A 26,389-nucleotide genomic window follows, 5' to 3' on the forward strand; every position below is an offset into this window, starting at 1 on the left:
CCCTAGAGGAGCCTCGTTCAGCGCATGGGTGCTTTCGCCGGATGGTTACACCATCCTGCCCATGCGCCGTCCCACCACGATAAGTACGTTAAGATTTTTCATGGGCCGGAGTGTTAGCCACAAAAGCCTAAGCCGTCAACGCATATTGCAGGAAAAAATCACCCCCGCCTTTTTTTATTACCCCGGAGGGGGCTTTGACGAAATTTTCGAACGCGACCGATACACCTGTTGTTAAGCATAATCTTTTAGTCTCGAAAGCGCAGATGCTGCCCGAACCACCGCGATCATCCGCATGTACCGGGAAAAAATGTGAATAACGACACGTCTCATAACGCGTCCCGCATGGACGAAAACGAACGGCGATCCGGTGAGCAACCGGCGAACCGCATGCTGGGCCGCGTCATCGCCTGTAACGGCGCGCACGCCACCGTTGCCGCCGAAACGGAACCCGGCTCCACCGATGTGTCGCAGCTCTGGTCCGTCGGACGCCTGATCTCCATCGAAATGGGTACGAGCCGTGTCACCGCGCTGGTCTTTTCCATGCGCACCGGCGAAGACCATTGGGCAGCGGACAGGCCAAACAGGCTGCTGATCGACGTGGAACTCGTGGGCGAAGTTTATCGCACCGAAGACGGCAGCGAACGTTTTTCCACCGGCATCTCCCGTTACCCCTATCTCGGCGCGGTGGCGCACCGCATCCGCACCAGCGACCTGGCAAAGATTTACGACAGCGGCAAGCGCGATGCCTGCGTCATCGGCAAGCTGACACAGGACGACACAATCAACGCCGCCATCAGCATCCCACAGATGCTTGCCAAACATTTCGCCGTTGTCGGCTCGACGGGTGTGGGTAAGACCACTGCCGTTTCGCTCCTTCTTCACAAGGCGATCGAGACGGACCCGAAACTGCGCGTCCTCATTCTCGATCCGCATAATGAATTCGCGGCGGCTTTTCCCGATCATTCCGTCGTCATCGATACCGACACGCTGGACCTTCCCTTCTGGCTGATGCGGCTCGAGGAATTTGCCGAGGTGATTTTCCGCGGGCGCAAGCCCGTACCGGAAGAAATGGATTTCCTCCGCGATCTCATTCCCGAAGCGAAAAAGGCATTTCGCGGCACCGAAGGTTCCACTGTCCGCCGCACCTCTGACAAGAGCGCGATCACACCGGATACGCCGGTGCCATACCGCATCGCCGACCTTCTCGCCCTCATTGACGAGCGCATCGGCCGGCTGGAAGGCCGTGGCGAAAAACCCGCCTTGCGCACCCTGAAAGGCCGCATCCTCTCGGCCGTCAACGATACGCGCTATAATTTCATGTTCTCGAGCAATACGATCAACGACAATATTCTCGAGACGGTCGCGCATATCTTCCGCATACCGGGGGAAGGCAAGCCGATTTCGGTTTTCCAACTGTCAGGCATCCCCTCCGAAGTGGTGAATTCGGTGGTCTCGGTGCTCTGCCGCATGTCCTTCGAACTGGCGGTGCTGGCGCGCGGGTCGCTGCATATGCTTGTCGTGTGCGAAGAAGCGCATCGTTATGTTCCGGCTGACCCGGAGCGTGGCTTTTTCCCAACCCGGCAATCCATCGCCCAGATCGCCAAGGAAGGCCGCAAATACGGCATCTCACTCGGCGTCATCAGTCAGCGACCAAGCGAGCTGGACCAGACCATCCTGTCGCAATGCTCGACCCTGTTCGCCATGCGGCTGTCGAACGAGATCGACCAGAAGATCATTCTCTCCGCCGTGCCGAACGCATCGACCTCGACCACGAGCTTTCTCTCTTCCATAGGCAATGGCGAGGCCATCGCTTTCGGCGAGGCCGTGAATGTGCCGATGCGCATGCGCTTCGACCGTGTAGCCACGGCCAAATTGCCGAAGGCAAGCGGCATCACCAGCCATGTGAGCCATGAAACCCCTGACACGGTCGACCTGAACAGCATCGTCACCCGCATGCGCGCCACGGCCAAGCCCGTTATCACCGGCTTCCAGCAAAGCGTGGAAGCGGCTTTTTCCGATCTGTCGGAACCGGCCGTATTTCCGGCGGCAGACGATATCGATCGCTGGAAGCGAGAGTTGGGGACGCCCGCAACGGAGGGATATGAACCCTACCGCCCGGATATGCTGCCCGGACGCACGCCGCCTGCACCACCCACCAACACGTCGACGGATGTCACCTCCGGCGCCGTCAACGAGTTGCGCAAGGCCGGTTTCCAGATGCAGGCGCAGAATGGCCCGCCGCCCGGTGAGATGCGCCCGTCGCTGCGCGAAAGCCTGTTGAAAAAGCCGCTCGGCAGCCTCTACCGTAAGGACTAGGCTCCTTTCACGGCTGGATGCGCGTCCAGTCGTCCCCCATCTGGTTGCGGAACCAGGTCATCTGCCGTTTGGCATATTGGCGGGTCGCGGCCGCCGATTTTTCGATCACCTCCGCCGCACCCATGCGCCCCGCCAGCATATCAGCGATCTGGGCAACGCCGATCGCCTTCATCGCCGTTGCGTCGGGCGCGAGATTAAGCGCGAGCAGCGTCTGCACCTCCTCCACCGCACCGCTTTCCATCATCGCCTCAAAACGGCGGTTGATACGGTCATGCAGCACCGGCCTCTCCGGCAGGACGACGAATTTCTGCGCCCGCTCGGGATCGACGATCATCGGGCCGCTGGCGCGCTGGAAATCGCGGATCGATTTTCCCGTCGCCTGAAGCACCTCCAGCGCCCGGACGATACGCTGGCCGTCTCCCGGTTGCAGCATCTGCGCCATGGACGGGTCGCGGTTCACCAATTCGGCGTGAAGCTTTGCCGCCCCCTCTTCGATCAGCCGGGTGCGCAGCCCCTCGCGAATGGCATCGGGAATGGCGGGCATATCGGAGAGGCCGCCGGTCAGCGCCTTGAAATAAAGCCCCGTGCCGCCAACGATAACCGGAAAACGCCCCTCACCGCGCAGATCCGAAAGCAAGCCGGAAATATCCCGCAGCCATTCGCCGGTTGAATAGGCGCTGCTAGCAGGCACATGGCCATAGAGACAATGCGGCACGCCCTCCATTTCGTCGTCGGAAGGCCGGGCGGTCAGCACCCGCAGCGTGTCATAAACCTGCATGCTGTCGGCATTGATGACGACGCCATTCCGCTCCCGCGCCAGACGAAGCGCAAGCGCGGACTTGCCGCTTGCCGTCGGGCCGGTTATCAGGATCGCATCAAAATTCTGATCAAGGTTTTTCATCATGGCTCTGGTTGCCACGCTTATCGCCAATCCGTCAAATCCTGTTCTGACACCAGCCCTCGGCGAATCGGCCGCAAAGGCCGTCAACGCATCGGGCCTTTATTGGCTGGCCGATGGCATCGCCTGCGATATCGCCCTGCCCTTGGGCGCCGCAGCCGAACAGGCGCGCAGCGCAATTGTCGCCGCGCTTGCCGGAAAACCCATCGATATCGTCATCCAGGAACAGGACCAGCGTCGCAAGAAGCTGCTGATCGCCGACATGGATTCGACCATGATCGGCCAGGAATGCATCGACGAACTGGCCGCCGAAGTGGGGCTGAAGGACAAGGTCTCCGCCATCACCGCCCGTGCAATGAATGGCGAGATCGCTTTTGAGCCGGCTCTGCGTGAGCGCGTGGCGCTGCTGAAGGGCCTGCCTGTTTCCGTCATCGATGATGTCATCGAAAAGCGCATCACGCTGACATCAGGCGGCAAGGAGCTGATCGCCACCATGAAGGCGAAGGGTTACTACACCGCGCTTGTTTCCGGCGGCTTCACCGTCTTCACCAACCGTGTCGCCGCCACGCTCGGTTTCGACGAGAATCGCGCCAATCTGCTCGGCGAAGCCAATGGCGAGCTTGACGGCACCGTGGCCGAACCCATTCTCGGCAAACAGGCCAAGGTGGACGCGCTGAATGACATTGCCGCAAAGCTTGGCATTTCGCCTGATGAGGCGATGGCGGTCGGCGATGGCGCCAATGATCTCGGCATGCTGCATGTGGCCGGCGCAGGCGTTGCCCTGCACGCCAAGCCCGCCGTCGCCGCCGAAGCGCAGATGCGCATCGACCATGGCGACCTGACCGCGCTTCTTTACATCCAGGGCTATCGCAAGACGGATTTTGTCACTCCATGATCATTCGTGAGACAGAAAGACTCATTCTGCGCGAGTGGAAGGAGAGCGACCGCGACCTGTTCCGCGAAATCAACGCGGACGAGAAGGTCATGGAATTCTTCCCCTTCCGCCGCAGCCATGCGGAAGCGGACGCGGTGCTGGAAACCATCAATGGCATGATCCGCGGCAGCGGTTACGGCTTTTATGCCATGGAGCTGCGCGAGACCGGCGAAGTCATGGGGTTCTGCGGCATATCCCCCGTCATGAACCTCGATCCACCCTTCCCGCTCGGCACCATGGAAATCGGCTGGCGGCTTGCCACCCGCTTCTGGGGGCACGGCTATGTTACCGAAGCCGCACAATCGCTGCTCGTCATGGCCTTTGATGAAAAGGAAACGCCGGAAATCGTCTCCTTCGCCGTCCATGATAATCATCGGTCCACAGCAGTCATGGAGCGCATCGGCCTCAAGCGTGACCCTTCGCGCGATTTCGAGCACCCGCGCGTGCCGGAAGAAACGCACCCGCATCTACGGCCGCACGTCACCTATGCGTTGACGCTGGAGGAATGGCGGGCGCGATAAGGCCTGCCCGCCACTTTCGAAAGGTCATTTCACCGCGGCATTGCCGCCATCGGCAAACAGCGCAGCCCCGGCGACGAAGCTTGCCATCGAGCTCGCGAGGAAAAGAGCGGCCTGCGCAATTTCTTCGGGCTCGGCGATACGCTTCATCGCATGCAGGCCGGCAGCCCATTCCTTCTGCGCCTCATCTCCAGCCATCGGCGTATCGACACCGCCGGGTAGAAGAGCATTCGCGCGAATACCGCTGACGGCATAATCGGCGGTAATGCCTTTCACCAGCCCCATCAACGCGGCCTTCGCCGTTCCATAAGCCGCCATGCCCGGTATGCCGACACTAGTGCCGACGAAACTTGACGTGAAGACGATGGAACCACCGCCCCGCGTCAGCATCGCCGGGATCTGGTAACGCGCGCCCAGAAAGGCAGAGGTGAGATTGACGTTGAGCACATGATCCCATTCCTCAGGCGAAATCTCCGCCAGCGGCTTCATGGCCCCCACCCCACCCGCATTGTTGACGGCGATATCGAGGCCACCGAAGACACTCACGGCCGCATCCGCCAACCGGGAATGGGTTTCCGCAACACCGGCGTCGCCGGCAACCGCGTGAACACAACCACCGGCCCCGCGAATGTCAGCCGCAACCTCTTCCAGCGCCTTTTCACCGCGCGCATTGATGACGACTGCCGCGCCTTCGGCGGCAAACAGCATCGCCGTCGCCCGGCCGATGCCGGATGACGCGCCAGTGATGATGGCAACTTTGTTTTCGAGTAATTTCATATCCTTGGCCTCCGTTTGATGGAGACCAAGGGATAGGGACCTGACCGGCGCGCAACCACCCGATTCCTGACGAACCGGGCGAAAAGCGTTTATTCCAGCGGCAGCGCCACCACGCGCAGATTGCCCTGTGCATCCGCCACCATCATATGCGCATTTTTGCGGCCTTCGGACTTCAGGCCGTTGACACGCACCAGCACGTCGCCGGGGACTTCCATGAAATCCTGCCCAACCTCGACGATGACGTCGCCGGTCTTCATGCCCTTCTGTTCGGCGGGGGAACCGGGATCGACGCTTGCGACAAGCACGCCTTCCACGCTTTCAGCAATACCCTTTTCCGTGCGCAGCTCATTGCTCAGCACCACGAGGTTCATTCCGAGGACGGTCTGCGGTGCTTCGCGCACTTCCGGTGTCTGGTCCTGCGCCTGATCGTCGCCACCATCTTTGTCTTCGGGGACGACCATACTGCCATCACCGTCTTCACCCTGCTGGTCGTCGGTTGAGGCCTTTTCGTCGGTCGTATCCTGCAATTGGCCGAGCTTGACCTTTACGGTCTCTTCCTTGCCGTCGCGATAGACGACAACATCGACTTCCTTGCCGACAGGGCTTTCCGCCACGATGCGCAGGAGGTCACGCATTTCGTGGATATCCTTGCCGTCGAATTTCAGGACGACATCGCCTGCCTGGATCGGGCCATTCTCCACCGGACCACCCTTGGCCACACCTGAAATCAGCGCGCCCTTGGCAGTGTCCATACCAAGGCTTGCAGCGACATCATCGGTGACAGGCTGAACGCGAACACCGAGCCAACCGCGGCGCGTCTCGCCGAATTCGATGAGCTGTTGCACGATATTCTGGGCAAGCTCCGTCGGCACGGCGAAACCGATACCGATCGAACCGCCGCTCGGCGAAATGATCGCCGTATTGATGCCGATCACCTCACCCTTCATGTTGAAGAGCGGGCCACCGGAGTTACCTTTGTTGATCGCCGCATCCGTCTGGATGAAATTGTCATAGGGGCCGGCATTGATGTTACGGCCGCGCGCGGAAATGACGCCCACGGTCAGCGATCCGCCAAGCCCGAACGGATTGCCGACGGCCATCACCCAGTCGCCGATGCGCATGCTGCGCGAATCGCCGAACTTCACGGCCTTCAGCGGCGTTTTCGGCTCCACCTTCAGGACGGAAAGATCGGTCTTGGTATCGGTGCCGACAAGCGTCGCCTTGAGCTTCGAGCCATTCGGGAAAATCACCTCGATGGCATCAGCACCCTCGATGACGTGGTTGTTGGTCACCACATAACCGGCCGGATCGATCACGAAACCCGACCCAAGCGAATTGACCTTCTCGCCGCCTTCCGGCTTCTGGCTGTCGAAATAATCCTTGAAGAATTCCTGGAAGGGCGAGCCTTCCGGCAGCTTTGGCGGAACAGGCCCCTTGCCCTCGGTCTTGACGTTCTGCGACGTGGAAATATTCACCACCGCATCGAGCAGCGGTTCGGCAAGATCGGCCACCGATTCCGGCCCATGGCTCTGCGCTCTTGCCGCAACCGGCGCCGACAGGCTGCCCGCCATAAGCGCGATGCCCGCAACTGCGGCAATGCTGCTGCGAAAAGGCGAAAGAAGGGTCACGGCCATAAGCGTCCTCGCGTTTCAAATCGTCATGCCCTGCTTATATCGTCAAAGCATAAGGCGGAATGATGAAGTGTAAAAATACCTTTTCGTGAACAGGCGGGGATGCCTTGCCCGTAGCCACAGCATTGGCACGAAAACGCAGTAAAAAGAAAGGGCCGGTAAAAACCGGCCCCTCCAAAATCAGTTGATCCGCTATCAGTTCGCCGGCGCTGGCGCAGGCGCGGCGGGAGCGGCAGGTGCTGCACCGTTGATATTGTTGAAATAACGGAAGAAGGTCGAATCCGGGGACAGGACCAGCGTCGTGCCGTTGCCGTTCAACGCATTGGCGTAAGCAGACATGGAGCGATAGAACTCGAAGAAGTCCGGATCGCGCTGGAAAGCCGCACCGAAGACCTTGTTGCGTTCGGCATCGCCTTCACCGCGCAGCACTTCGGACTGCCGCTGGGCCGTGGACTCGAGCTCCACCACCTCACGGTCGGCAACGGCCCGGCGACGCTGCGCCGCCTCGTTACCGCGTGCGCGGATCAGTTCGGCTTCGGCAAGACGTTCCGACTTCATGCGCTCGAAGGTCTGCTGCGACACTTCCTGCGTCAGATCGGTACGGCGGATGCGGACATCCACAATGCTGATGCCGAGCGATTCCGCATCGGGACGCAGATCGTCACGCACTTCCTGCATCATCGATGCACGCGCATCCGAAAGCGCGGATTCAAAGCCGCGCAGACCGTAGACCCGGCGCAGCGATGCGTCGAGACGGGTGCGCAGGCGCGATTCCGCCGACATCTGGTCACCCGAGACAGTCTGCCGGAAGCGGCGTGCATCCGTGATGCGATAGACCACGAAGGCATCGACCTCATAGAACTTACCGCCGGAAACCTGAACACGGATATTGTCGTGATCGAAGCGCAGCGCCCGGTTCTCGATATATTGGACCCGATCGGCATCCATGAAGGCGAAGGGCAGCTTGAAATAGAGGCCCGGCGCGGTTTTCACATCGAGGATCTGACCGAAGCGGACGACGATGGCCTGCTGGCGTTCGTTGACGACGAAGATCGACGAATAACCGAAGAAAAGCAGGACGGCGAGACCGACGAGAACGGCCGTAAGACGGTTACCCATATCAGTTGCCTCCCTGCTGTGCTGCGCCCGGATTGTTGCGCATGATCTCGTTCAGAGGCAGATAAGGCACCACGCCCTGTTTCTCGTCTATGATGATCTTGTTCGAACCCTTCAGGACCTGCTCCATCGTTTCCAGGAACATGCGCTGACGGGTTACCTCAGGCGCCGTGCGATACTGGTCATAGATGGAAATGAAGCGCTGCGCCTCACCTTCCGCCTCGTTGACGACACGCGACTTGTAGGCGTTCGCCTCTTCGATGATCTGCGCGGCCTGACCGCGTGCGGCACCGAGCTTCTGGTTGGCGTATTGATTGGCTTCCTGAACGAAGCGGTCTTCATCCTGTTCGGCACGCTGCACTTCATCGAAGGCATCGGCCACTTCACGCGGCGGAGCCGCATCTTCGATGGCCACGGCATTGATGGAGATGCCGGCGCCATAACCGTCCATGGTGGACTGGATGATGCTGCGCACATCTGCCGCAATCGCCTGACGGTTGTCGCGGAAGATATCCTGCGCCGGACGACGGCCAACGACTTCGCGCATGGCGCTTTCGGAAACCTGCTGCAGCGTTTCCGCCGGTGCGTCCACGTTGAAGAGATAGGATTTCGGATCGGAGACCGTATATAGCACCGAGAACTGAACGTTGACGATGTTCTGGTCGCCGGTCAGCATCACGCCGCTCGACGAAGACGACGAGGCGCGCGAACCGATATTCTGCTGCTGCTCGGTCACCTTGACGATTTCCACCGTCTCGATCGGCCACAGATGGAAATGCAGGCCCGGCATCGAGATTTCGTCCTTCGGACGGCCGAAACGCAGCTCGACGCCGCGCTCGTCCGGCTGGACGGTGTAGATGGACTGGATGCCGAGGAAAACCAGAACGACGAGAACCACGATGGCGACCACGCCGCCATTGAAGCCGCCGGGCAGCACATTCTTGAAACGGTCCTGGCTGCGCCGGATGATCTCTTCCAGATCGGGCGGGCCGCCATTGCCGCCGCCACCGCCGCGAGGCCGGTTAGGCCCCTGCCCCCATGGGCCGCCACCGCCGCCCTGGTTGTTTCCTCCACCGCCGCCACCCCAAGGGCCGCCGCCGCCATTCTGATTGCTCCAGGGCATCAATACCTCTTTATAAAAGCCTCTCCCGGTTCCGTCCGTAAGCGATTGCTCGCGTGCGGCGGGAATATCGACCCGTTATAGGAAGGAGAAGCATCCGTTTCAACGCAGAGGTGGTAACTAAATACCCAATCGGGGTAAATAGTTCACTTTGCCGCGGCTCTTCGCACATAAGTGGTAAACAGAACCGGATAATTGTCCTTTTCCCCTGCGGGCGCGGCCTTTTCTTCGGTTTTCTCGAAAATTGCGGGATCAATTTCCGGGAAAAAAGTGTCGCCGTCGAGTTTTACCGCCACATGGGTGACGGAAAGTTGATCGGCAAAGGGCATGGCCTGACGGTAAATCTCGCCGCCGCCGGCGACGAAAACCTCATCCACGCCCAGTTCCGCAGCCTTCGTCTTTGCAAGCTTCACGGCCTCGTCCAGCGACGAGACGACGTCAACGCCTTCAGGCCGGTAATCGGCATTGCGGCTGACGATGATATGCGGACGGCCAGGGAGGGGGCGCTCGCCGACGGACAGAAATGTCTTGCGGCCCATGATGAGCGGCTTGCCCATCGTCATCGCCTTGAAGCGCTTCAGATCGGTCGACAGCTTCCACGGCATATCGAGATCGCGGCCGATGACACCGTTCTCGGACACCGCAACGATGATGGTAACGCGCGGCTCACTCATACCGCGATCGGCGCCTTGATGCTTGAATCGGCCTCGTAATTCTCCAGCGTAAAGTCTTCGAACTTAAAGGCGAAAAGGCTCTTCACATCAGGGTTGAGGCGCATGGTCGGCAAGGCCTTCGGCGTACGCGTCATCTGCAGCCGTGCCTGTTCGAAATGGTTGGCATAGATATGCGCATCACCCAGCGTATGAACGAAATCGCCGGGTTTGAGGCCCACGACCTGCGCTACCATCAGGGTTAGCAACGCGTAGGATGCGATGTTGAACGGCACGCCGAGGAAGATATCGGCCGAGCGCTGGTAAAGCTGGCACGAGAGCTTCCCCTCCGAAACATAGAACTGGAACAGGCAATGGCAGGGCGGCAGCGCCATCTCGTCCACCAGTGCCGGGTTCCACGCCGAAACGATGTGGCGGCGGGAATTGGGATTGGTTTTCAGCGCCTCGATCAGAAGCGCGATCTGGTCGATATGGCGGCCATCGGGCGCCGGCCAGGAGCGCCATTGCGCGCCATAGACCGGACCGAGATCGCCATTCTCATCGGCCCATTCGTCCCAGATGGAAACGCCGTTCTCCTTGAGATAGGCGATATTGGTATCGCCTTTCAGGAACCAAAGCAGCTCATGGATGATAGAGCGCAGATGCAGTTTCTTGGTGGTGAGAACCGGAAAACCTTCGGCAAGGTCGAAACGCATCTGGTAACCGAAAACCGAACGCGTGCCCGTGCCCGTGCGGTCTCCGCGGTCGGAGCCCGTTTCCATCACATGCCGGAGAAGATCGAGATATTGTTTCATGCGTTCTGCCGCCGATTCCCTGAGATCAGGGGAATATAATAGCACAGGGCGGCAGAACCAATCACATAATGCGGGTTTATCCCCGGCTCAAATCAAAGCGACTGAAGCTTGCCCAGTTCCTTGGCCACCAGATAATAGAAGGTCACGCGCGACTTGGAGCGATCCGCCGCCATGGCTTTTGCGACAGTGGCGACTGCCTTGTCGGCGCTGTCATCGGTAACCCCGAGCTTCTTGCCGCACCAGCTTGCCTTTACGCGCGCAAGCTCTTCCGGATCGGAAGCGGACACCAGCGAGGAATCCCGGTTGCGCAGGGCAATGCCGAGATGTTTGACGATCTTGGCCACCACGGCTTCGTCGGCGGCTGCGTCGTATTTCTTCACATCTGCGAGATAGTCAGTCATGTCCACTCCTTCGTGTGTCCCCGGCGCCACGTTGCTTCTGGTGACCGGTTGCATGGAGAATGTGTCAGCAATCTCTCGTCGTCAAGAATTGTCTAAATTGTGGGCGTCAAACACGAAACCTTTTCATGGAATTGTCATCGCCCCCCTTTTCTAAGGCCGGCGAAACGCCTATATGAGCCTTGCCGGGGCAACCCGGCTATGGCGATAAACGGTCGGTGTAATAAACCTATTGGACCCGGGGGCGGTACCCGGCGCCTCCACCAAAAACCGGCAGGCTCGAGACGAGGCCGGCTTTTGATGGGGGCGAAATAGGATCGACAAGGGCGTAAAGATCGAACTTTTGCTCGGCATGATACCGCCGTTATCGGGTCACAAGTGTAGTTGCAAACGACAACAACGCTAAGGAATATGCTCTCGCTGCCTAATGGCGGTGCGGGAATTCCGCTCTAAGTCCTTACGGTTAGCCCCGTAAGGCGGGGTTCGGAGGTACCTGGCAACAGAAACCTCCACCTTCTCCATTTTGCCTGAATTGATTATATGATAGCTGACTTGCGAACGGCGTCGGCTTTTCCGTTGCTGCCGTTCGGGACATTGCGTATACTTGGACAATGCGTAGCCGTCAGGATCGGAAATGATCCCGGCTCAAGGATTACGCGAAGATTCAAAGTGTTAAAGCGTCCCGGGCGCGCAAGCCGCGCCGCGCATGAAAAGACGTTCGAATAAGGGAAAGACAGGACCGCATGGGGCAGGATCATATCCGTTACGACATTCTCGCACAGGATGCCCTTCGCGGCGTTATTCGTAAGGTTTTGGGTGAAGTGGCCGCAACCGGCCGCCTGCCCGGCGACCACCATTTCTTCATCACATTCCTGACCGGCGCGCCCGGGGTGCGGATTTCGCAGCACCTCAAGTCCAAATATGCCGAGCAGATGACCATCGTCATCCAGCATCAGTTCTGGGATCTGAAGGTTACGGAAATCGGCTTCGAAATCGGCCTCTCCTTTTCCGATACGCCGGAAAAGCTTGTCATTCCCTACAATGCCATCAGAGGTTTCTACGATCCTTCCGTAAACTTCGAGCTTGAGTTCGATGTGCCTCTGGCCGAAGAAGAAGAAATGGAAGAAGCGGAAATCACCGCTTACCCCGTTTCCAACGAAGCGAAACCCGCTTCCGAAACGCCCAAATCGGGTGAGGAAAAGAAGGAAGGCTCCGTCGTTTCGCTGGATGCTTTCCGCAAGAAGCAATAACGGCTTCTGCCCCGGGCCTCGTGAAACCCAGCCTCGTGAAACTCAACCCGTGAAACGCAAGGAGACATATCCCCATGGCGGCCGATATCGTCAATCTGCGTCAGTTTCGCAAACAGAAGGCCCGTAACGAAAAAGAAAAACAGGCGGAGCAGAACCGCCTGTCTTACGGCCGCACCAAGACGGAAAAGAACCTCACCTCGGCCCTGAACGAAAAAGCCGAAAAGGCGCTCGATCAGGGGCGGCTCGAAAAAGGCGATGACGGGGCCGGCAAAGACTGACGGGCCAATCCACCGCAGCGGATTTCGGGATTCAAAAAAGAATCGCAAAACAGGGACTTGCCCGGGGAGACATGATCGAGATTTCCAACCGGACCCGCCGGAGACCGATCTGATGATCCGCAAACACTCCGCGACCTTGCACGGCCACCGCACCAGCATCTCGCTCGAGGATGCCTTCTGGGACGAGCTTAGGATCATCGCTGAAAGGCGCAAGATCAGTTTTGCCGCCCTGCTTGCCGAAATAGACGACAACCGCCCGGCCGACAGCAATCTGTCCTCGTCGCTGCGGGTTTACGTGCTGAACTGGCTGAAGACCCGCTGATCCAAATGGGCGCGACGGACCGTCGTCGAACGCAGACTGCGATACCGCCCACCAGCAGCCGACTACAAAAATTCCAGCCGAAAACTCATAACGCCGTGAAAGCATTCATTAAACATTGACGGCCTAGTCTGCGCTGCAAGGCATTCCCGTATTGCGTAGCCTTGCCTCCGAATATCGTTTTCAGACTGTCCCTTCCTCGCCTCTCCCACTGAGGCACGGATAGCTCCTGTCTCCGGAAATGAGGATTGCAATCAATCCTCAGGCAAAGCCACTGCTATCAGGTTTAAATTTTGATTGCGGCCCGAAGCCGGTTGGGAAGGGTAGACATCCCCCTCGGCGTCATCCTCGACCCTGTGCCCAGAATCTAATCACGTCGAATAAAATCAATCGGTTGCAGATAACAGGGTCAAGCCCCAGGATGACGTTGGGAAGTTTCGCGCTTCAACGAAATTGAAGAGCGACCGGCTTCCCTGCCCCGAGCTTACGGTGTGGCGGGCGGATTTTCAGGCGCCAGCTGTCGGATGGCGTTTTCCGTTGGAGGCACCATCAGTGCCGGTGCGGACTGCCGCTCGGGTGCTGGCTGCTGTTGTTGTTGCTGCAACCGCTCCTGCTGTTCCTTTTCCTGACGCAGACGTTCTTCGGTTGCGGCCTTCAAACGTGCCTCTTCTTCGGCCTTGGCCTTGGCTTCCGCCTCGGCCCGTTCCTTCTCGGCCTGCCGTTCTGCGGCCTGGGAGCGGTAAAGCGCCATTTCGCGGCGCAGGCGCTGCTTTTCAAGAACGCTGGCCTGCATGGCTTCCACCCGGCGGCGTTCCTTTTCAAAAGCCCGAAGTGACAGGTAATTGCTGAGCGCGGAGACATCCGTTGTCAAAGCCGGCGCGGCGAGCGGGCCGTTATAGTTGAGGCGCACGGACGGTTCGGCACCGGCAACCGTTTCGGTGCCGGGATTGAACACGAGGTCGAGGTCGCCATTGACGGTCGAGGCGGCGATATCGACGGTCGCATCGGCGGTTAGCGTCACCGGATCGATCCCCGCACGCAGATTCTTGAAATGAAGCGCGCCGCCATTCAGCGAAAATGGCAGGGCCACATCACCGAGGGCAATTTCACCCTGCCAGAGGCTCTGATCCACTAGCGGCCGCACCTTGGGCGCATCGATCGGCTGCTGCAGGCCATCGGCCGCCTGCAGGATCGGCGGCAGGGCACTCGGATTAAGCCCCTTCAGCACAAGCCCGCCGGTCCGGATTTCGCCCGAACCGCCCGCCGATTTCAGCATTTCACCGACACTTTTGCCGGTCGATTCGGCCGTGAGGTCAATCGCCGCCTGGCCTGTAGCAACAGGCCCGTTGGCATTGGCCCACAGGATCGGCTCCGGATTGGCGTCGGTCACCGCGATCTTGGTGCGGAAAATGCCCGCACCCTCGCCCGTGGACATGGCCAGCCGCCCGGTCAGCTTGCCGCCCATGAAAGTACCGGCAACATCGTCAAGCGAGAGACTGCCCGCATCATGCGTGAGCTTGGCTGAAACACCCGTGACCGTGCCGAAGGGGCCGGCCTCGAAGCTTTCCGCTTTCAGGGCAAGCGAGGCCTTGAGCTGCGGGAATGCGGGCATGGCAAGAGGCTTGGCGTTCAGCGCGCCGGTTTCCGGGTCGATCACCGGCCCGTAGATCGCATCCCCCAGCCAGGCAAGATCGGCTGTTCTGACCGCAAGATCGCCCGTGACCGGATGAGGCGCGGCGCGCTGGACCGTGACATTGCCCGAGAAAGGATTGCCGCCCGCCTGCCCGCCGATCGAGGAAAAGGCGATCTTCTCCCCGTCCACCGCCACCTTGGCATTCGCCTTAAGCGCCATGCCGCCACCGAGCTGCGGCAGACCGACCGCATTCATGATCAGATAGGGCTCGATGTCAGCGCTTTCGAGCGCGACATCGGCGCTGCCCTCACCGAAATTGGCGGCCGCAACGGCAAAGGAACCATTCATCGAAAAATGCGTACGCTCCGTCGAAAAGCGCAGTTCGGTCTGGGCGGGTGAACCGAGCGTGCCGTTGAGCTTGACGGAAAGAAGCCCCTCCCCATCCGCGTCGAAGGGCAGCGGGTCAAGCCCCGCCTGCCCGAACAGGATCGCTGTCGATTGGTTCTTCAGTACCGCTTCCAGCGACATCGCCGTATCGTCCGTGATCGACAGGAAATCCGGCATCTTGGCGACAGCCGACAGGCGACTGCCATTGACGGTGCCGGAGACAGCGACATTGGCGCCGCCATTGTCACTGTTGACGGATACATCCATCGCAAGATCGGAATTGGCGTACCACGGCGCGCTCGCCGCCAGGCGGCTGAGGAAGGGATGATTGGGCAGTTTCTGCTGGAGCATGGTGAAGAACGGCTGCATATCGGCTGCATGCAGGTTCACCGTGCCCTTGCCAGCATATTTCAGCAACGAACCCTGCAACTGGCCCTTCGCCTTCACCTCCGCGCCGGCAATATCGCCGGCCGTCATGTTTTCAAGCGAGAGAACCCCGCCCGCCATGGTGAAGGCGGTCTCGACATGATTGGCGGTCACGCCGGCCATGTTGAACCGGTCGGCCTTGAATTTCGCGGTAATGCGATGGTCGAGAACCGAGCTTCCGACCTGATCGCCGAGCGCCAGGCTGCCGAGTGCCCGAAGGGCATCGAGATCGATTTCATTGCCGGCGAGATCGATGGAAAGATTGGAGGTTTTGCCATCGGAGCGCCGCTCCAGCTCGCCTTTCAGCGAAGCATCGCCAATCGCCAGCTCCAGATTGTCAAAACGCTGATTGAGCGTCGTCAGCGAGACATCGGCGGAAAAACCGGCGGCGTTGAGTTGCCGGATCGCCGGGTCGACGGAGCCGGAAAGCCAGTTTGCCAGCCCCGAAGGCTGGTTGGAGGCGAGCAGCAGATTGCCGTTGAAGGCAGGGCCGCCGAGCAGCGTCAGCGATCCCTTGGCTTCGAGCTGCGTTCTCCCCGGCAGCGTCGCCACGGCATTCACCACCTGCCAGCCACTGCCATCCGGGCGCACATCCAGCCGGATGTCGCGGATCGTCGTATCGTCGGAAACGAGCGCCGGCAGGCTGATACTCGCCTTGCCCGGCACCGGCGGCACCGGAATGCGGGCCACCATGGCGGCAAAGGCCTCGATGCGCTGGCGCACCGAGACGGTTGGCTGGCGCGAAGTCTTGCCCGTCTGCACGACGGGCGGCGCAAAACGGGCGACATCGATCTGCTGGCCATCTGCGGTGAGCAGGAATTCTGGCTTGGCGCCGGTATCCAGCGTCGCTTCGCCGGTCACGACGTAAGGATTTTCGTTACCGCCAAGCTCCATGCGGTAGCTCGGGATACGCACGCTTTCATTGGTGAGTTCGAAACTGCCACGCGTGCGCGGCGAAGAAAAGATGGATCGCCCTGCCTGCTGCTTCTGCTTTTCGTCTTCCCGGAAACTGAAGGAGAAGGAGCCGCTATAGGCGGGTTTTCCCGCCGTCGCCGCAATCGCGCCATCGAGATCGACTTCAACCGGATGTTCGTCCGGCACGAGGCGGAGCCTCAGCCCCATACGGCCATTGGCGTAATCCGGCTCACTGCTCGAAAGCGAGAATGAGCCCGGATGCCCGTCGACGGCAGCGCGTCCTTCGGCTTTCCAGGGCCCGGCCAGCGAATTGGCGGACATGTCGGCATTGAGGCCGGTCACGACACGGTTGCGGCCGGACTGCTCATCGATGAATTCGATCTGCCCGCCTTCGATCTGCACGCTTTCCAGAACCACGGTGCGGGCCGGAATTTCCGCCCGGCTGCCGCGCATCCAGTCCAGCGTGCCGTCTTTCAGCAGACGAATCTTCGCCTTGGGTTCCTCGATGCGCATATCGAAAATACGCGCCTCGCCGGAAAGGAAAGGCGCCAACTCGGCATCCATGGAAAAACGCGCCACCTGGATCAGCGGCGATCCATCGGCATCCGTTCCGGCGCGCACATCATGCAGCGTCACCGAGGGGAAAGGCAGGATACGGGCCTCGACGCGGCCATGCACCACCACCTTCTTGCCGAGAATCCGGCTTGCCTGATCCTCAAAATCGCGGCGGAAATCCGTCCAATCGACGAAATAGGGAATGAGCAGTGCCGAAAACAGCACCACGGCCAGCAGTCCGCCCAGAAAAACCAGAATACGCCCGAGCACTGACCTGCATCTCCCTTCGCGAACGCTGCAAACCTATTCTTTTCTGCCTTAACGGCAAGCAGCCTTTTGTACCAATCAAATATGAGAACGATCAGACAAGCCGGAACAACTTGCCCGGATTGAAGATGTTATCCGGATCGAGCGACGTTTTGATGGCGCGCATGAAATCCAGTGCATTTCCTGCCTCTTCGGCGAGAAAACTCATCTTGCCCTGGCCGATGCCATGTTCGCCGGTGCAGGTGCCATCCATGGCGATGGCGCGGCGATTGAGGCGGGCAACGAAGGCTTCGGTCTTCGCGACGCTTTCGGCATCCTTGCCATCAAACAGAATAAGCACATGGAAGTTCCCGTCGCCGGCATGGCCGACGATGGGCGCCAGAAACCCGTTTTCCTCGATATCCCGCTGCGTTTCCACCACGCAATCGGCCAGCCGCGAAATCGGTACGCAGACATCGGTGGAAAGCCCGTCGAGATGTGGTGCCAGCGCGCGCGATGCCCAATAGGCGTCATGGCGCGCTTTCCACAGCTTGTTGCGCTCGGCAGCATCGCCCGTCCAGCGGAAATCGACGCTGCCGCATTCGGCTGCAATCTCGGCGAACTGCTGCGATTGCAGCGCCGCCGTCTCCTCGGTGCCGTGGAACTCCACGAAAAGCGTCGGCTTTTCCGCGTAATTCAGGCCGGAATAGGCGTTGCAGGCGCGCACCTGCACCTCATCAAGCAATTCGATGCGGGCGACCGGAACGCCCATCTGGATCGTCATGATGACGGCATCGCAAGCCGCTTTGATGCTGTCGAAGGTGCAGACACCGCCGGCGATCTTTTCCGGAATGCCCTGCAGCCGCAACGTCACCGAGGTGATGACACCGAGCGTGCCTTCGGCGCCCACGAAAAGCCGCGTCAGGTCGTAACCGGCGGACGACTTGCGGGCGCGGCGTGCAGTGCGGATTTCCTCGCCATTGGCGACGACGGCGGTGACGGCCAGAACATTGTCCTTCATCGTGCCGTAACGCACGGCATTGGTGCCAGAAGCGCGCGTCGAGGCCATGCCGCCAATCGAGGCATTGGCGCCGGGATCGATCGGGAAAAACAGGCCGGTATCGCGCAGATAGACATTGAGGTCCTCACGCGTCACGCCCGGCTCCACCGTCACATCAAGGTCTTCGGCATTCACCTCAATGATGCGATTCATCCGGCTGAAATCGATGCAGATTCCGCCATCGGGCGCATTCACCTGCCCTTCGAGTGAAGACCCTGTTCCAAAGGGAATGACGGGCACCTTGTACTGCGCACAAGCCTTCACCACGGCCTTCACATCATCAGCGTTTTCGGCAAAGACAACGCCGTCAGGCGCTTGCAGGGTCAGATAGGTGGTGGTGTGGCCGTGCTGCTCGCGGAACGCCTGGCCCGTCTGGACCTTCTCGCCCAGTTGCTGCTTCAGCACCGCGAGCGTAGACGCGATACCTTCCTCGTTCCGCTTACCCGCCACAACATCCTTCAGCGCCATCGTCCGTCTCCACCGCAACATCTGCCCGTAACGGATTCGATCCGTTACGAAATTTCGTCAGGTGGTATGAGATAAGGTTAACGCTTTGTCCAGCATCGCGATAGCATCGGATGCGGTTTGGCGACACCCCTATTCCGCTGCGAGCAACGGCTTGTCTTCCTCCAGCGCCTTGCGGCGGGCGGCAAGTTCGAGTTCGCGGTGAAGGCGAATTTCTTCATCCGCCTGCGGTTTGGCGAAGCGGGCGATCAGCAGATAGGAAACCGGGGTGATGTAAAGCGTCACCAGCGTCGCAAAACCAAGACCGCCGACGATGACCCAGCCGAGTGCGATGCGCGCTTCCGCGCCCGCCCCCTGCGCCAGCACCAGCGGAACGCCGCCGAGAATGGTGGCGATCATCGTCATCATGACGGGACGCAGGCGGATGCTGGTGGCCTTTTCGATGGCCTCGCGCACGGTCGCACCTTGATCACGCAGATGATTGGCGAATTCGACAATGAGGATGCCGTTCTTGGCCATAACGCCGACAAGCAGCACGAGACCGATCTGGCTATAGACGTTGAGGCTCGATCCGGTGGCCAGCAGCGCGATGACGGCGCAGGCAAGGCCAAGCGGCACCGTCGTCATGATGATGACCGAACTCAGCACGCTTTCAAACTGCGCGGCGAGCACGAGGAAGATGATGGCGATGGCAAAACCGAAGGTCAGCAACATGCCGCTCGAATTTTCTTCTAGCGTCGCCGCCTCGCCAAGCGGCAGCAGACGCGCGCCTGATGGCATCACGGATTGCGCAAGTTCGTTCACCTTCTCCAGCGCCTGACCGAGCGACACACCGTCTTTCAGGTTGGCCGTGAAGCCGACGGAAGGAAGCTGCTGCTCGCGGTTCAACTGCGGCGCAACCGCGTTTTCCTTCAGCGTGGCGATGACCGACATCGGCACGATCTTGCCGTCACCCGTTTTCAGGAAGACATTTTCAAGATCGGTCGGATCGTTGATCGGCCGGGTGGAGGACAGGAGCCTGACTGGGATAGCATCGCCATCCACGAAGACATCGACAATCGAGCGTCCTTCCAGCAGCGATTGCATCGCACGCGAGAGGCCGGTGATGTCGATGCCGAGATCCGACGCGCGCTCACGGTCAATGGAAACCGAAAGCTGGGCCTGATTGGGCTCGTTGTCCAAACGCGGCGTATCGAACAGGCCGCTTTCCTCCATGGAAAGCAGCAGCTTCTGCGTCGCCTCTGTCAGCGCTGCATAGTTGCTACCGACCATCGCCATCTGCAGGCCGTTGCCGGCACCACGAATGCGCAGACTGTTCGGCTGCATGGCATTGCCGCGCAAAGCCGGAACCTTGTTGGCGGCGGAGGTAACGTCAGCGGCGATCTGGTTCTGCGTGCGTTCACGATCGGCCCAGGGCGCCAGCGTCAGCACCATGAACCCGGTATTGGAGGAACCGTTCATGCCGGTGATGGAATAGATATTGCGGATCTCACCGCTGTCGCGCAGCGGCTGTAAATTTTCCTCGATCCGCTGCAACTGGTCACGGGTATATTCGAGGCTGACGCCCTGCGGCGCGGTGACCCGCATCATGACCGAGGCGCGGTCCTCGCGCGGCGTCAGTTCGTTCTGGATCATGCCGAAGGCGATCCATGACAGGCCGGAGAAGATCAGCGCCACGACGATGACGATCAGTGGATTGTTGAGGCAGGCGGCAAGCGTCGATTTGTAGGTGGCGGCAAAGACATTGCCGAACCACGCCAGAGGCCCAGTCGGTTCCTTCAGCCCCTGTTTCAGCATGCGCGAGGCCAGCATCGGGCAAAGCGTCAGCGCCGTCACCGAGGACAGGCCGACGGCGAAGGCCAGCACGAAGCCGAATTCGCGGAACAGACCGCCAAGCTGGCCCGGCAGGAACGACAGCGGAATGAACACGGCGGCAAGCGTTGCCGTCGTGGCGATAACCGCGAAGAACACTTCCTGTGTGCCGAGAACGGCGGCGGCGCGCGGCCCCATACCTTCCGCCCGGCGGCGCACGATATTCTCCAGCACCACGATCGCATCGTCGACGACGAGACCCGTCGCCAGAACGATGGCGAGCAGGGTCAGGATATTGATCGAGAACCCGACCATATAGATGGCGACGATGGTGCCGATCAGCGCCACCGGCATGGTGATCGCCGGAATGAGGGTTGCCCGCCAGTCGCGGAAAAAGAGATAGAGCACGACGATCACGATGAGCGCCGAGAGCCCGAGTGCCAGTTCGACCTCGTGCAGCGCGCCTTCGATGAAGACGGCGTCATCGCTGGTGACGATGATGCGTGTGCCTTCCGGCAGGTTCGGGGACATGGCATCAACGGCAGCCTTCACACCCGTTGAAATATTGAGCGTATTCGACTGCGCCTGCCGGATGACGCCGAGACCGACACCCTGCACGCCGTTGGAGCGGAGCGAGGTCGATTCGTCATCCGCGCCGAGCATGACGGTCGCGACGTCACGCAGGCGGATATTGTTCTTGATGAGAAGGTTGGAGAAATCCTCCGGCTTCGTCAGGCTGGCCGTGGCGCGCACGACAATGTCCTGCGTCGTGCTTTTCAGCGATCCCGCCGGCACGTCGAGCGCGGCGCTGGCGAGCGCGTTCGAAACATCGGTTACGGTCAGACCGCGGCTGGCAAGTGCGGCCTGATTGAGATCGACGCGAAAAACCTTTTCCTGATCGCCGTAAAGCTCCACATCCGCCACACCATCGACGGCGGCCAGGCGGTCGATAATCTCGTCATCCACCAGCTTGGTCAGATCTTCCATGCTGAGCGTGGAGGATGTGACCGCAAGGCGCATGATCGGCTGGCTGTCGGAATCCGCCTTGATGATCTGCGGTTCGTCAGCATCGTCGGGCAGTTGATTGGTGACGCGGCCGATGGCGTCGCGCACGTCATTGGCGGCAACGGCCATGTCGACATTGTCGCTGAACTCCATCGTCACACGGCTGGTTCCGAATTGCGAGCTGGAAGCGATGGATTTGATGCCGCTGACACGCGCGACCGCGCCTTCGATGGTCTGCGTTACTTCCTGGTCAATCGTTTCAGGCGCCGCCCCCTCATAGGTGGTCCTGACGCTGATCGACGGACGATCGACATCGGGCAATTCGCGCACTTCAACGCCAACCAGCGCCGCAAGGCCGGCAACGACCAGCAGGGTGTTGAGAACCGCCGCCAGAATCGGCCTGCGCACAAAGAGCGCGGTAAAGGCGAGTTTGGAATCCTGACCGGAAGACGGTTGCGTCATTGGCTGGCGACCTCCTCCGGCTTCGATTGATTGCCGACACGGACCGCACCACCTTCCCTGACGCGCTGCAGACCCTCGATCACGACGGGCTCGCCCTCGGCCAACTCGGCCTTCACGAGAACGGCATCCGGATTGCGCTGCACGATCTGCACCCGCACCTTGCTCGATTTATTGTCGGTGACACGCCAGACATATGAGCCTTCCGCATCCCATTGCACGGCGAGCGGATCGACCGAGGCAAAGGTTTCCCCAGCAAACCGCATGGTAACGCCGAAGGACATGCCGGCCCTCAACTCGTCCTTCTCGTTGCCGAACTTCGCCCGGATGCGGATCGTGCGGCTTGCCTCGTCGACGCGGTTGTCGATGGCCTCGATCTCGCCGGTGAATGTCTCGCCGGGGCGGGAAATGGATGTCGCCTCCACCGGCATGCCGACCTTGATCGCGGTTACGAAACGCTCAGGAGCCCAGAAGTTGACGAGAATTTCGGAGCGATCGTCAATGCTGACGATGGTCGATTGCGTGGTGACGTTGTCGCCGACATTGGCAGCGACGATACCCGCCACACCTTCGATGGGCGCGACGATATCGCGCCGCTTCAGATTCAGCTCGGCCGTGCTGAGCGCCAGCTTGGCGGCCTCTTCGGCGATCTGCGCATCCATCACGTCAAGGCGGGAGACGGATTTCAGGTTTTTGTAGGAAGTGGATTTTTCAATAGCGCTGCGCAACGCAACCTGCGCCTTGTCGCGCTCGATCACCTGCTCTTCGTCATCGAGCCGGGCGAGCACCTGCCCCTTGGTGACACGCGCGCCGGCGGCCGTGCGGATTTCCGAAAGCGTGCCCGAGGTCTGCGGCATGACCACGACCGACTGGATCGCCTGACCGCTGCCGATGGCGTTCAGACGGTCATTGACGATGCCTTTTTTCACCGGAGCCGTCACCACCAGTGTGGCGTTGCCATTTCGGCGGTTGCCACCAGCGTTTTGGCCGGTGGACGGACCGGCCGCCGCGACTTCGATCGCGCCCGCCGGTGCTTTGCCTATCCCGATGCTGGCAAGCACATTGCGGGCGTCAGGCGAATAAAAACCCCAGAGACAGAGCCCTGTCCCAACGACGGCCAGACTGACACCCACCTGTTTCCAGACCCGCATATAGTTCTCCGGTTGATCATCGCAGCATAAAGCAGCCCCTGAAGCGCAGACTTCAGGAGCATGCGCAGTATTCCCGCTCGTCTGAAACGAGGCAACGCACAATTCCGTTTCTTACGTAATTGTAATTTGTGATGGATTCTCGTCGAATGCACGAAGAAGACCATTTTTATCGCAAATATTCTGAAGCGCGGTAGTCTGCGGGCAGGAAACGAGCCGGAGGACGCCATGAGCACCGTCACGAAAACACAAAATCCCGAAGCCGATCCGCGCGTAAAAGCAGTGTTCGACGACATCCGCACGACCCGCAAATCGGATTTCATCAACAATATGTGGCTCTATCTCGCCTTCGACCCCGATCTCCTGGAAAAGACATGGGCCGAGGTCAAAGCGGTGATGGCGACACATTCGGCGCTCGATCCACTGGTGAAGGAGATGCTGTATATTGCGGTGTCGGTCACCAATGGCTGCTCTTATTGCGCCCATTCCCACACCGCGGCCGCAAAAGCGAAGGGCATGACGAATGAACAGCATGCCGATCTGTTGCGGGTGATCGCGCTCGCCGCCAAGACCAATCAGCTCGCAGTGGCGCTGCAAGTGCCCGTCGATGCCGCTTTTGATGCCGACAGGCAGGGATGAGGCCGAAAAAATGCATTGGAATAGGCGTTTTGAGTGATGATACCGGAATAAAAGCAGAACGCGGTTCTGGCCTTTATATCCCGAATCACTACATTGGGCCGCATGAGCAACAGTTTCGACGATATGCCGTTCTTCGATGAAGAACCCGTGGCACCGCGCAGGGCGACGAACAATGCCCCTTCGGAAAATGGCGACGGGCTCGGCATTGCCGCCCGCGCCATGGCGGCGCGCGACCAGGCACGCCCCGCCCCCGATTATCTTTCCGGCCTCAACCCGGAACAGCGCGATGCCGTGGAAACGCTTGATGGCCCGGTTCTCGTTCTCGCCGGCGCCGGCACCGGCAAGACCCGCGTTCTGACCACCCGCATCGCCCATATTCTCGCCACCGGCCGGGCCTATCCGAGCCAGATCCTTGCCGTGACCTTCACCAACAAGGCTGCCCGCGAGATGAAGGAACGTATCGGCGTCCTCGTCGGCGGCGCGGTCGAGGGCATGCCATGGCTCGGCACCTTCCACTCCATCGGCGTCAAGCTTCTGCGCCGCCATGCCGAACTCGTCGGCCTGAAATCGGATTTCACCATTCTCGATACCGACGATGTGGTGCGGCTGATCAAGCAGCTTATCCAGGCAGAAGGTCTTGATGACAAGCGCTGGCCGGCCAAACAATTCGCCGGCATGATCGACGGCTGGAAGAACAAGGGCCTGACGCCGCCGGATATTCCCGAGGGTGACAGCCGCGCCTTCGCCAACGGCAAGGGCCGTGAACTTTACGCCGCCTATCAGGCCCGGCTGAAAACGCTGAACGCCTGCGATTTCGGCGATCTTCTGCTGCACCCGATCAGCATCTTCCGCCGCCACACGGATATTTTGAAGGAGTATCACCAGAAGTTCCGTTATATTCTGGTGGACGAATATCAGGACACCAACACGTCCCAATATATGTGGCTGAGACTGCTTGCCCAGCGTGCCAAGGGCGAGCCGCAGAATGTCTGCTGCGTCGGCGACGACGACCAGTCGATCTATGGCTGGCGTGGGGCGGAAGTGGACAATATTCTCCGCTTCGACAAGGATTTTCCCGGCGCCAAGGTCATCAAGCTCGAGCGCAACTACCGCTCCACCGAACATATTCTCGGCGCCGCTGGCCATCTGATCGCCCATAATGAGGGGCGGCTGGGCAAGACGCTGTTTACCGAGCGCAGCAGCCCTGACGATGAAAAGGTCGTGGTGCACGCCGCCTGGGATTCCGAAGAGGAAGCCCGCGCGGTCGGCGAGGAAATCGAGCAACTTCAGCGCAAGGGTCACCTGCTGAACGACATGGCCATCCTCGTTCGCGCCTCCTTCCAGATGCGCGAATTCGAAGACCGGTTCGTCACGCTTGGCCTCAATTACCGCGTCATCGGCGGCCCGCGCTTTTACGAGCGCCTCGAAGTCCGCGATGCCATGGCTTATTTCCGACTCGTCTGCCAACCGGCCGACGATCTGGCCTTCGAGCGGATCGTCAACACGCCGAAACGCGGCCTTGGCGATACGACGATCCGCAACCTGCACGACTATGCCCGCGCCCGCGATATTCCAATGCTCGCGGCAGCCGCCGACATCATCGAGACCGATGAACTGAAACCGAAGGCGCGCAAGGCGCTGTTCGACGTGGTGCAGGATTTCCGCCGCTGGCAGGGCCTGCTGGAAAACACCGAACACACCACGCTTGCCGAACAGATTCTCGACGAAAGCGGCTATACCGCCATGTGGCAGGCCGACAAGACGGCCGAAGCGCCCGGACGACTTGAGAACCTGAAGGAACTCATCCGCTCGATGGAGGCTTTCGAAAGCCTGCGCGGCTTCCTGGAACACGTCGCGCTCGTCATGGATGCCGAGCAGAACGAAAATCTGGATGCCGTTTCCATCATGACGCTGCATTCCGCCAAGGGTCTGGAATTCGACACCGTCTTTCTGCCCGGCTGGGAAGAAGGCCTGTTCCCGCACCAGCGGGCGCTGGATGAAGGCGGCCGCTCCGGTCTGGAGGAGGAACGCCGTCTGGCCTATGTCGGCATCACCCGCGCCAAGAAGCTCTGCCATATCTGGTTCGTCTCGAACCGACGCATTCACGGGCTGTGGCAATCCACCCTGCCCTCGCGTTTCCTCGACGAACTGCCGCCCGCCCATGTAGATGTCGCGGCTTCTGACAGCAATTACGGTGGTTATGGCGGACGCGGCGGTTATGGCCAGTCCCGTTTCGACAAGGCCGACCCCTTTACCAACAATTACTCTACCCCCGGCTGGAAGCGCGCCCAGCAGAACCGCAGCGACGCGACCCGCGACAATTGGGGCACGCGCTCCGGCCATGCGGTGGAACGCATCGGTTACGGCGAAAGCGGACCACGCACCCGCACCATCGACGGCGAGCTGGTGGCGAAATCCGTGGCCGACAAGCCGTCGAAATTCTTCGTCGGTGACCGCGTTTTCCATCTCAAATTCGGCAATGGCAATATTTCCGCCATCGAAGGCAATAAATTGACCATCGACTTCGACCGCGCCGGCCAGAAGCGCGTGCTGGATGGATTTGTGGAAAAGGCTTGATTCGGCAACTGGGAGTGCCTGAAGACCGCTTTTCCCATAGCC

At 60.2% G+C, this 26,389-nt stretch carries 20 protein-coding genes and 1 other RNA gene; 9 read left to right on the forward strand and 12 right to left on the reverse strand.

The window, feature by feature from the left end; genetic code table 11:
* Window positions 1-309: 309 nt before the first annotated feature.
* Window positions 310-2,316, forward strand: coding sequence for an ATP-binding protein (locus tag CFBP5499_RS09345; protein ID WP_080824744.1), 2,007 nt, complete (start codon window positions 310-312; stop codon window positions 2,314-2,316).
* 7 nt (window positions 2,317-2,323) lie between these two features.
* Here the strand turns inward: CFBP5499_RS09345 and miaA are convergent, their stop codons facing one another.
* A complete protein-coding gene (miaA, locus tag CFBP5499_RS09350; RefSeq protein ID WP_080824743.1) occupies window positions 2,324-3,220 on the reverse strand; it encodes a tRNA (adenosine(37)-N6)-dimethylallyltransferase MiaA in 897 nt (298 codons plus the stop codon).
* Here miaA and serB point away from each other — a divergent pair.
* Together serB and CFBP5499_RS09360 are read left to right on the forward strand one after the other, a co-directional pair.
* On the forward strand, window positions 3,219-4,109 hold the full coding sequence (gene serB / locus CFBP5499_RS09355) for a phosphoserine phosphatase SerB (RefSeq protein ID WP_080824742.1): 891 nt from the start codon (window positions 3,219-3,221) through the stop codon (window positions 4,107-4,109). The two genes, miaA and serB, sit on opposite strands and share 2 nt — an antisense overlap.
* On the forward strand, window positions 4,106-4,669 hold the full coding sequence (locus CFBP5499_RS09360; protein ID WP_080824741.1) for a GNAT family N-acetyltransferase: 564 nt from the start codon (window positions 4,106-4,108) through the stop codon (window positions 4,667-4,669). Before serB ends, CFBP5499_RS09360 begins: the two co-directional genes overlap by 4 nt.
* Window positions 4,670-4,693: 24 nt before the next feature.
* On the opposite strand, the gene CFBP5499_RS09365 is transcribed toward CFBP5499_RS09360, so the two are convergent.
* From CFBP5499_RS09365 to CFBP5499_RS09395, 7 genes are all read right to left on the reverse strand, one after another.
* Window positions 4,694-5,443: an SDR family oxidoreductase gene (locus CFBP5499_RS09365; protein ID WP_080824740.1), complete on the reverse strand. Its 750-nt coding sequence runs from the start codon at window positions 5,441-5,443 to the stop codon at window positions 4,694-4,696.
* 89 nt (window positions 5,444-5,532) lie between these two features.
* Window positions 5,533-7,077, reverse strand: coding sequence for a Do family serine endopeptidase (locus tag CFBP5499_RS09370; RefSeq protein ID WP_080824739.1), 1,545 nt, complete (start codon window positions 7,075-7,077; stop codon window positions 5,533-5,535).
* 192 nt (window positions 7,078-7,269) lie between these two features.
* Window positions 7,270-8,193: a protease modulator HflC gene (gene hflC / locus CFBP5499_RS09375; RefSeq protein WP_080824738.1), complete on the reverse strand. Its 924-nt coding sequence runs from the start codon at window positions 8,191-8,193 to the stop codon at window positions 7,270-7,272.
* Between the two features lies 1 nt (window position 8,194).
* Window positions 8,195-9,313: an FtsH protease activity modulator HflK gene (hflK, locus tag CFBP5499_RS09380; protein ID WP_080824737.1), complete on the reverse strand. Its 1,119-nt coding sequence runs from the start codon at window positions 9,311-9,313 to the stop codon at window positions 8,195-8,197.
* 143 nt (window positions 9,314-9,456) lie between these two features.
* Window positions 9,457-9,984 (reverse strand): dihydrofolate reductase, encoded by a 528-nt coding sequence (locus CFBP5499_RS09385; RefSeq protein ID WP_080824736.1) that lies wholly within the window; start codon window positions 9,982-9,984, stop codon window positions 9,457-9,459.
* Window positions 9,981-10,775: a thymidylate synthase gene (locus tag CFBP5499_RS09390; protein WP_080824735.1), complete on the reverse strand. Its 795-nt coding sequence runs from the start codon at window positions 10,773-10,775 to the stop codon at window positions 9,981-9,983. The genes CFBP5499_RS09385 and CFBP5499_RS09390 overlap by 4 nt, the downstream gene beginning before the upstream one ends.
* Window positions 10,776-10,867: 92 nt before the next feature.
* A complete protein-coding gene (locus tag CFBP5499_RS09395; protein WP_080824734.1) occupies window positions 10,868-11,176 on the reverse strand; it encodes a DUF2853 family protein in 309 nt (102 codons plus the stop codon).
* Window positions 11,177-11,318: 142 nt separating this feature from the next.
* On the opposite strand from CFBP5499_RS09395, the gene ssrA reads away from it, so the two are divergent.
* The 4 genes from ssrA (at window position 11,319) to CFBP5499_RS09415 (ending at window position 13,023) form a co-directional block, all read left to right on the forward strand.
* Window positions 11,319-11,687: a transfer-messenger RNA gene (gene ssrA, locus CFBP5499_RS09400) on the forward strand.
* 229 nt (window positions 11,688-11,916) lie between these two features.
* Entirely contained in the window at window positions 11,917-12,423 is a 507-nt protein-coding gene (locus CFBP5499_RS09405; RefSeq protein WP_080824733.1) for an SspB family protein, read from the forward strand.
* Between the two features lie 74 nt (window positions 12,424-12,497).
* Entirely contained in the window at window positions 12,498-12,701 is a 204-nt protein-coding gene (locus tag CFBP5499_RS09410) for a DUF4169 family protein (protein WP_080824732.1), read from the forward strand.
* A 112-nt stretch (window positions 12,702-12,813) separates the two neighbouring features.
* Window positions 12,814-13,023 carry a ribbon-helix-helix domain-containing protein gene (locus CFBP5499_RS09415; protein ID WP_080824731.1) on the forward strand — a complete coding sequence of 70 codons (210 nt, stop codon included), beginning with the start codon at window positions 12,814-12,816 and terminating at the stop codon, window positions 13,021-13,023.
* 481 nt (window positions 13,024-13,504) lie between these two features.
* Here CFBP5499_RS09415 and CFBP5499_RS09420 read toward each other — a convergent pair whose 3' ends face one another.
* From CFBP5499_RS09420 to CFBP5499_RS09435, 4 genes are all read right to left on the reverse strand, one after another.
* The gene (locus CFBP5499_RS09420; RefSeq protein ID WP_080824730.1) at window positions 13,505-17,206 is read right to left on the reverse strand and encodes an AsmA-like C-terminal region-containing protein; all 3,702 of its coding nucleotides are present in this window, start codon (window positions 17,204-17,206) and stop codon (window positions 13,505-13,507) included.
* A 91-nt stretch (window positions 17,207-17,297) separates the two neighbouring features.
* Window positions 17,298-18,710 carry an FAD-binding oxidoreductase gene (locus tag CFBP5499_RS09425; protein WP_080824729.1) on the reverse strand — a complete coding sequence of 471 codons (1,413 nt, stop codon included), beginning with the start codon at window positions 18,708-18,710 and terminating at the stop codon, window positions 17,298-17,300.
* A 129-nt stretch (window positions 18,711-18,839) separates the two neighbouring features.
* Entirely contained in the window at window positions 18,840-21,986 is a 3,147-nt protein-coding gene (locus CFBP5499_RS09430; protein ID WP_080824728.1) for an efflux RND transporter permease subunit, read from the reverse strand.
* Window positions 21,983-23,134 (reverse strand): efflux RND transporter periplasmic adaptor subunit, encoded by a 1,152-nt coding sequence (locus CFBP5499_RS09435; RefSeq protein WP_080824727.1) that lies wholly within the window; start codon window positions 23,132-23,134, stop codon window positions 21,983-21,985. Before CFBP5499_RS09435 ends, CFBP5499_RS09430 begins: the two co-directional genes overlap by 4 nt.
* A 225-nt stretch (window positions 23,135-23,359) precedes the next feature.
* On the opposite strand from CFBP5499_RS09435, the gene CFBP5499_RS09440 reads away from it, so the two are divergent.
* On the forward strand, window positions 23,360-23,770 hold the full coding sequence (locus tag CFBP5499_RS09440) for a carboxymuconolactone decarboxylase family protein (RefSeq protein WP_080824726.1): 411 nt from the start codon (window positions 23,360-23,362) through the stop codon (window positions 23,768-23,770).
* A 102-nt stretch (window positions 23,771-23,872) separates the two neighbouring features.
* Window positions 23,873-26,347 carry an ATP-dependent helicase gene (locus CFBP5499_RS09445; RefSeq protein WP_080827268.1) on the forward strand — a complete coding sequence of 825 codons (2,475 nt, stop codon included), beginning with the start codon at window positions 23,873-23,875 and terminating at the stop codon, window positions 26,345-26,347.
* Window positions 26,348-26,389: the final 42 nt, after the last annotated feature.

This window comes from Agrobacterium tumefaciens (assembly GCF_005221325.1).
GTDB lineage: Bacteria > Pseudomonadota > Alphaproteobacteria > Rhizobiales > Rhizobiaceae > Agrobacterium.

Coding starts and splice junctions, on each gene's coding strand:
- serB (WP_080824742.1), top strand. CDS start 3,219: ATGGCTCTGGTTGCCACGCTTATCGCCAATCCGTCAAATCCTGTTCTG.
- miaA (WP_080824743.1), bottom strand. CDS start 3,220: ATGATGAAAAACCTTGATCAGAATTTTGATGCGATCCTGATAACCGGC.
- CFBP5499_RS09360 (WP_080824741.1), top strand. CDS start 4,106: ATGATCATTCGTGAGACAGAAAGACTCATTCTGCGCGAGTGGAAGGAG.
- CFBP5499_RS09365 (WP_080824740.1), bottom strand. CDS start 5,443: ATGAAATTACTCGAAAACAAAGTTGCCATCATCACTGGCGCGTCATCC.
- CFBP5499_RS09370 (WP_080824739.1), bottom strand. CDS start 7,077: ATGGCCGTGACCCTTCTTTCGCCTTTTCGCAGCAGCATTGCCGCAGTT.
- hflC (WP_080824738.1), bottom strand. CDS start 8,193: ATGGGTAACCGTCTTACGGCCGTTCTCGTCGGTCTCGCCGTCCTGCTT.
- hflK (WP_080824737.1), bottom strand. CDS start 9,313: ATGCCCTGGAGCAATCAGAATGGCGGCGGCGGCCCTTGGGGTGGCGGC.
- CFBP5499_RS09385 (WP_080824736.1), bottom strand. CDS start 9,984: ATGAGTGAGCCGCGCGTTACCATCATCGTTGCGGTGTCCGAGAACGGT.
- CFBP5499_RS09390 (WP_080824735.1), bottom strand. CDS start 10,775: ATGAAACAATATCTCGATCTTCTCCGGCATGTGATGGAAACGGGCTCC.
- CFBP5499_RS09395 (WP_080824734.1), bottom strand. CDS start 11,176: ATGACTGACTATCTCGCAGATGTGAAGAAATACGACGCAGCCGCCGAC.
- CFBP5499_RS09405 (WP_080824733.1), top strand. CDS start 11,917: ATGGGGCAGGATCATATCCGTTACGACATTCTCGCACAGGATGCCCTT.
- CFBP5499_RS09410 (WP_080824732.1), top strand. CDS start 12,498: ATGGCGGCCGATATCGTCAATCTGCGTCAGTTTCGCAAACAGAAGGCC.
- CFBP5499_RS09415 (WP_080824731.1), top strand. CDS start 12,814: ATGATCCGCAAACACTCCGCGACCTTGCACGGCCACCGCACCAGCATC.
- CFBP5499_RS09425 (WP_080824729.1), bottom strand. CDS start 18,710: ATGGCGCTGAAGGATGTTGTGGCGGGTAAGCGGAACGAGGAAGGTATC.
- CFBP5499_RS09430 (WP_080824728.1), bottom strand. CDS start 21,986: ATGACGCAACCGTCTTCCGGTCAGGATTCCAAACTCGCCTTTACCGCG.
- CFBP5499_RS09435 (WP_080824727.1), bottom strand. CDS start 23,134: ATGCGGGTCTGGAAACAGGTGGGTGTCAGTCTGGCCGTCGTTGGGACA.
- CFBP5499_RS09440 (WP_080824726.1), top strand. CDS start 23,360: ATGAGCACCGTCACGAAAACACAAAATCCCGAAGCCGATCCGCGCGTA.
- CFBP5499_RS09445 (WP_080827268.1), top strand. CDS start 23,873: ATGAGCAACAGTTTCGACGATATGCCGTTCTTCGATGAAGAACCCGTG.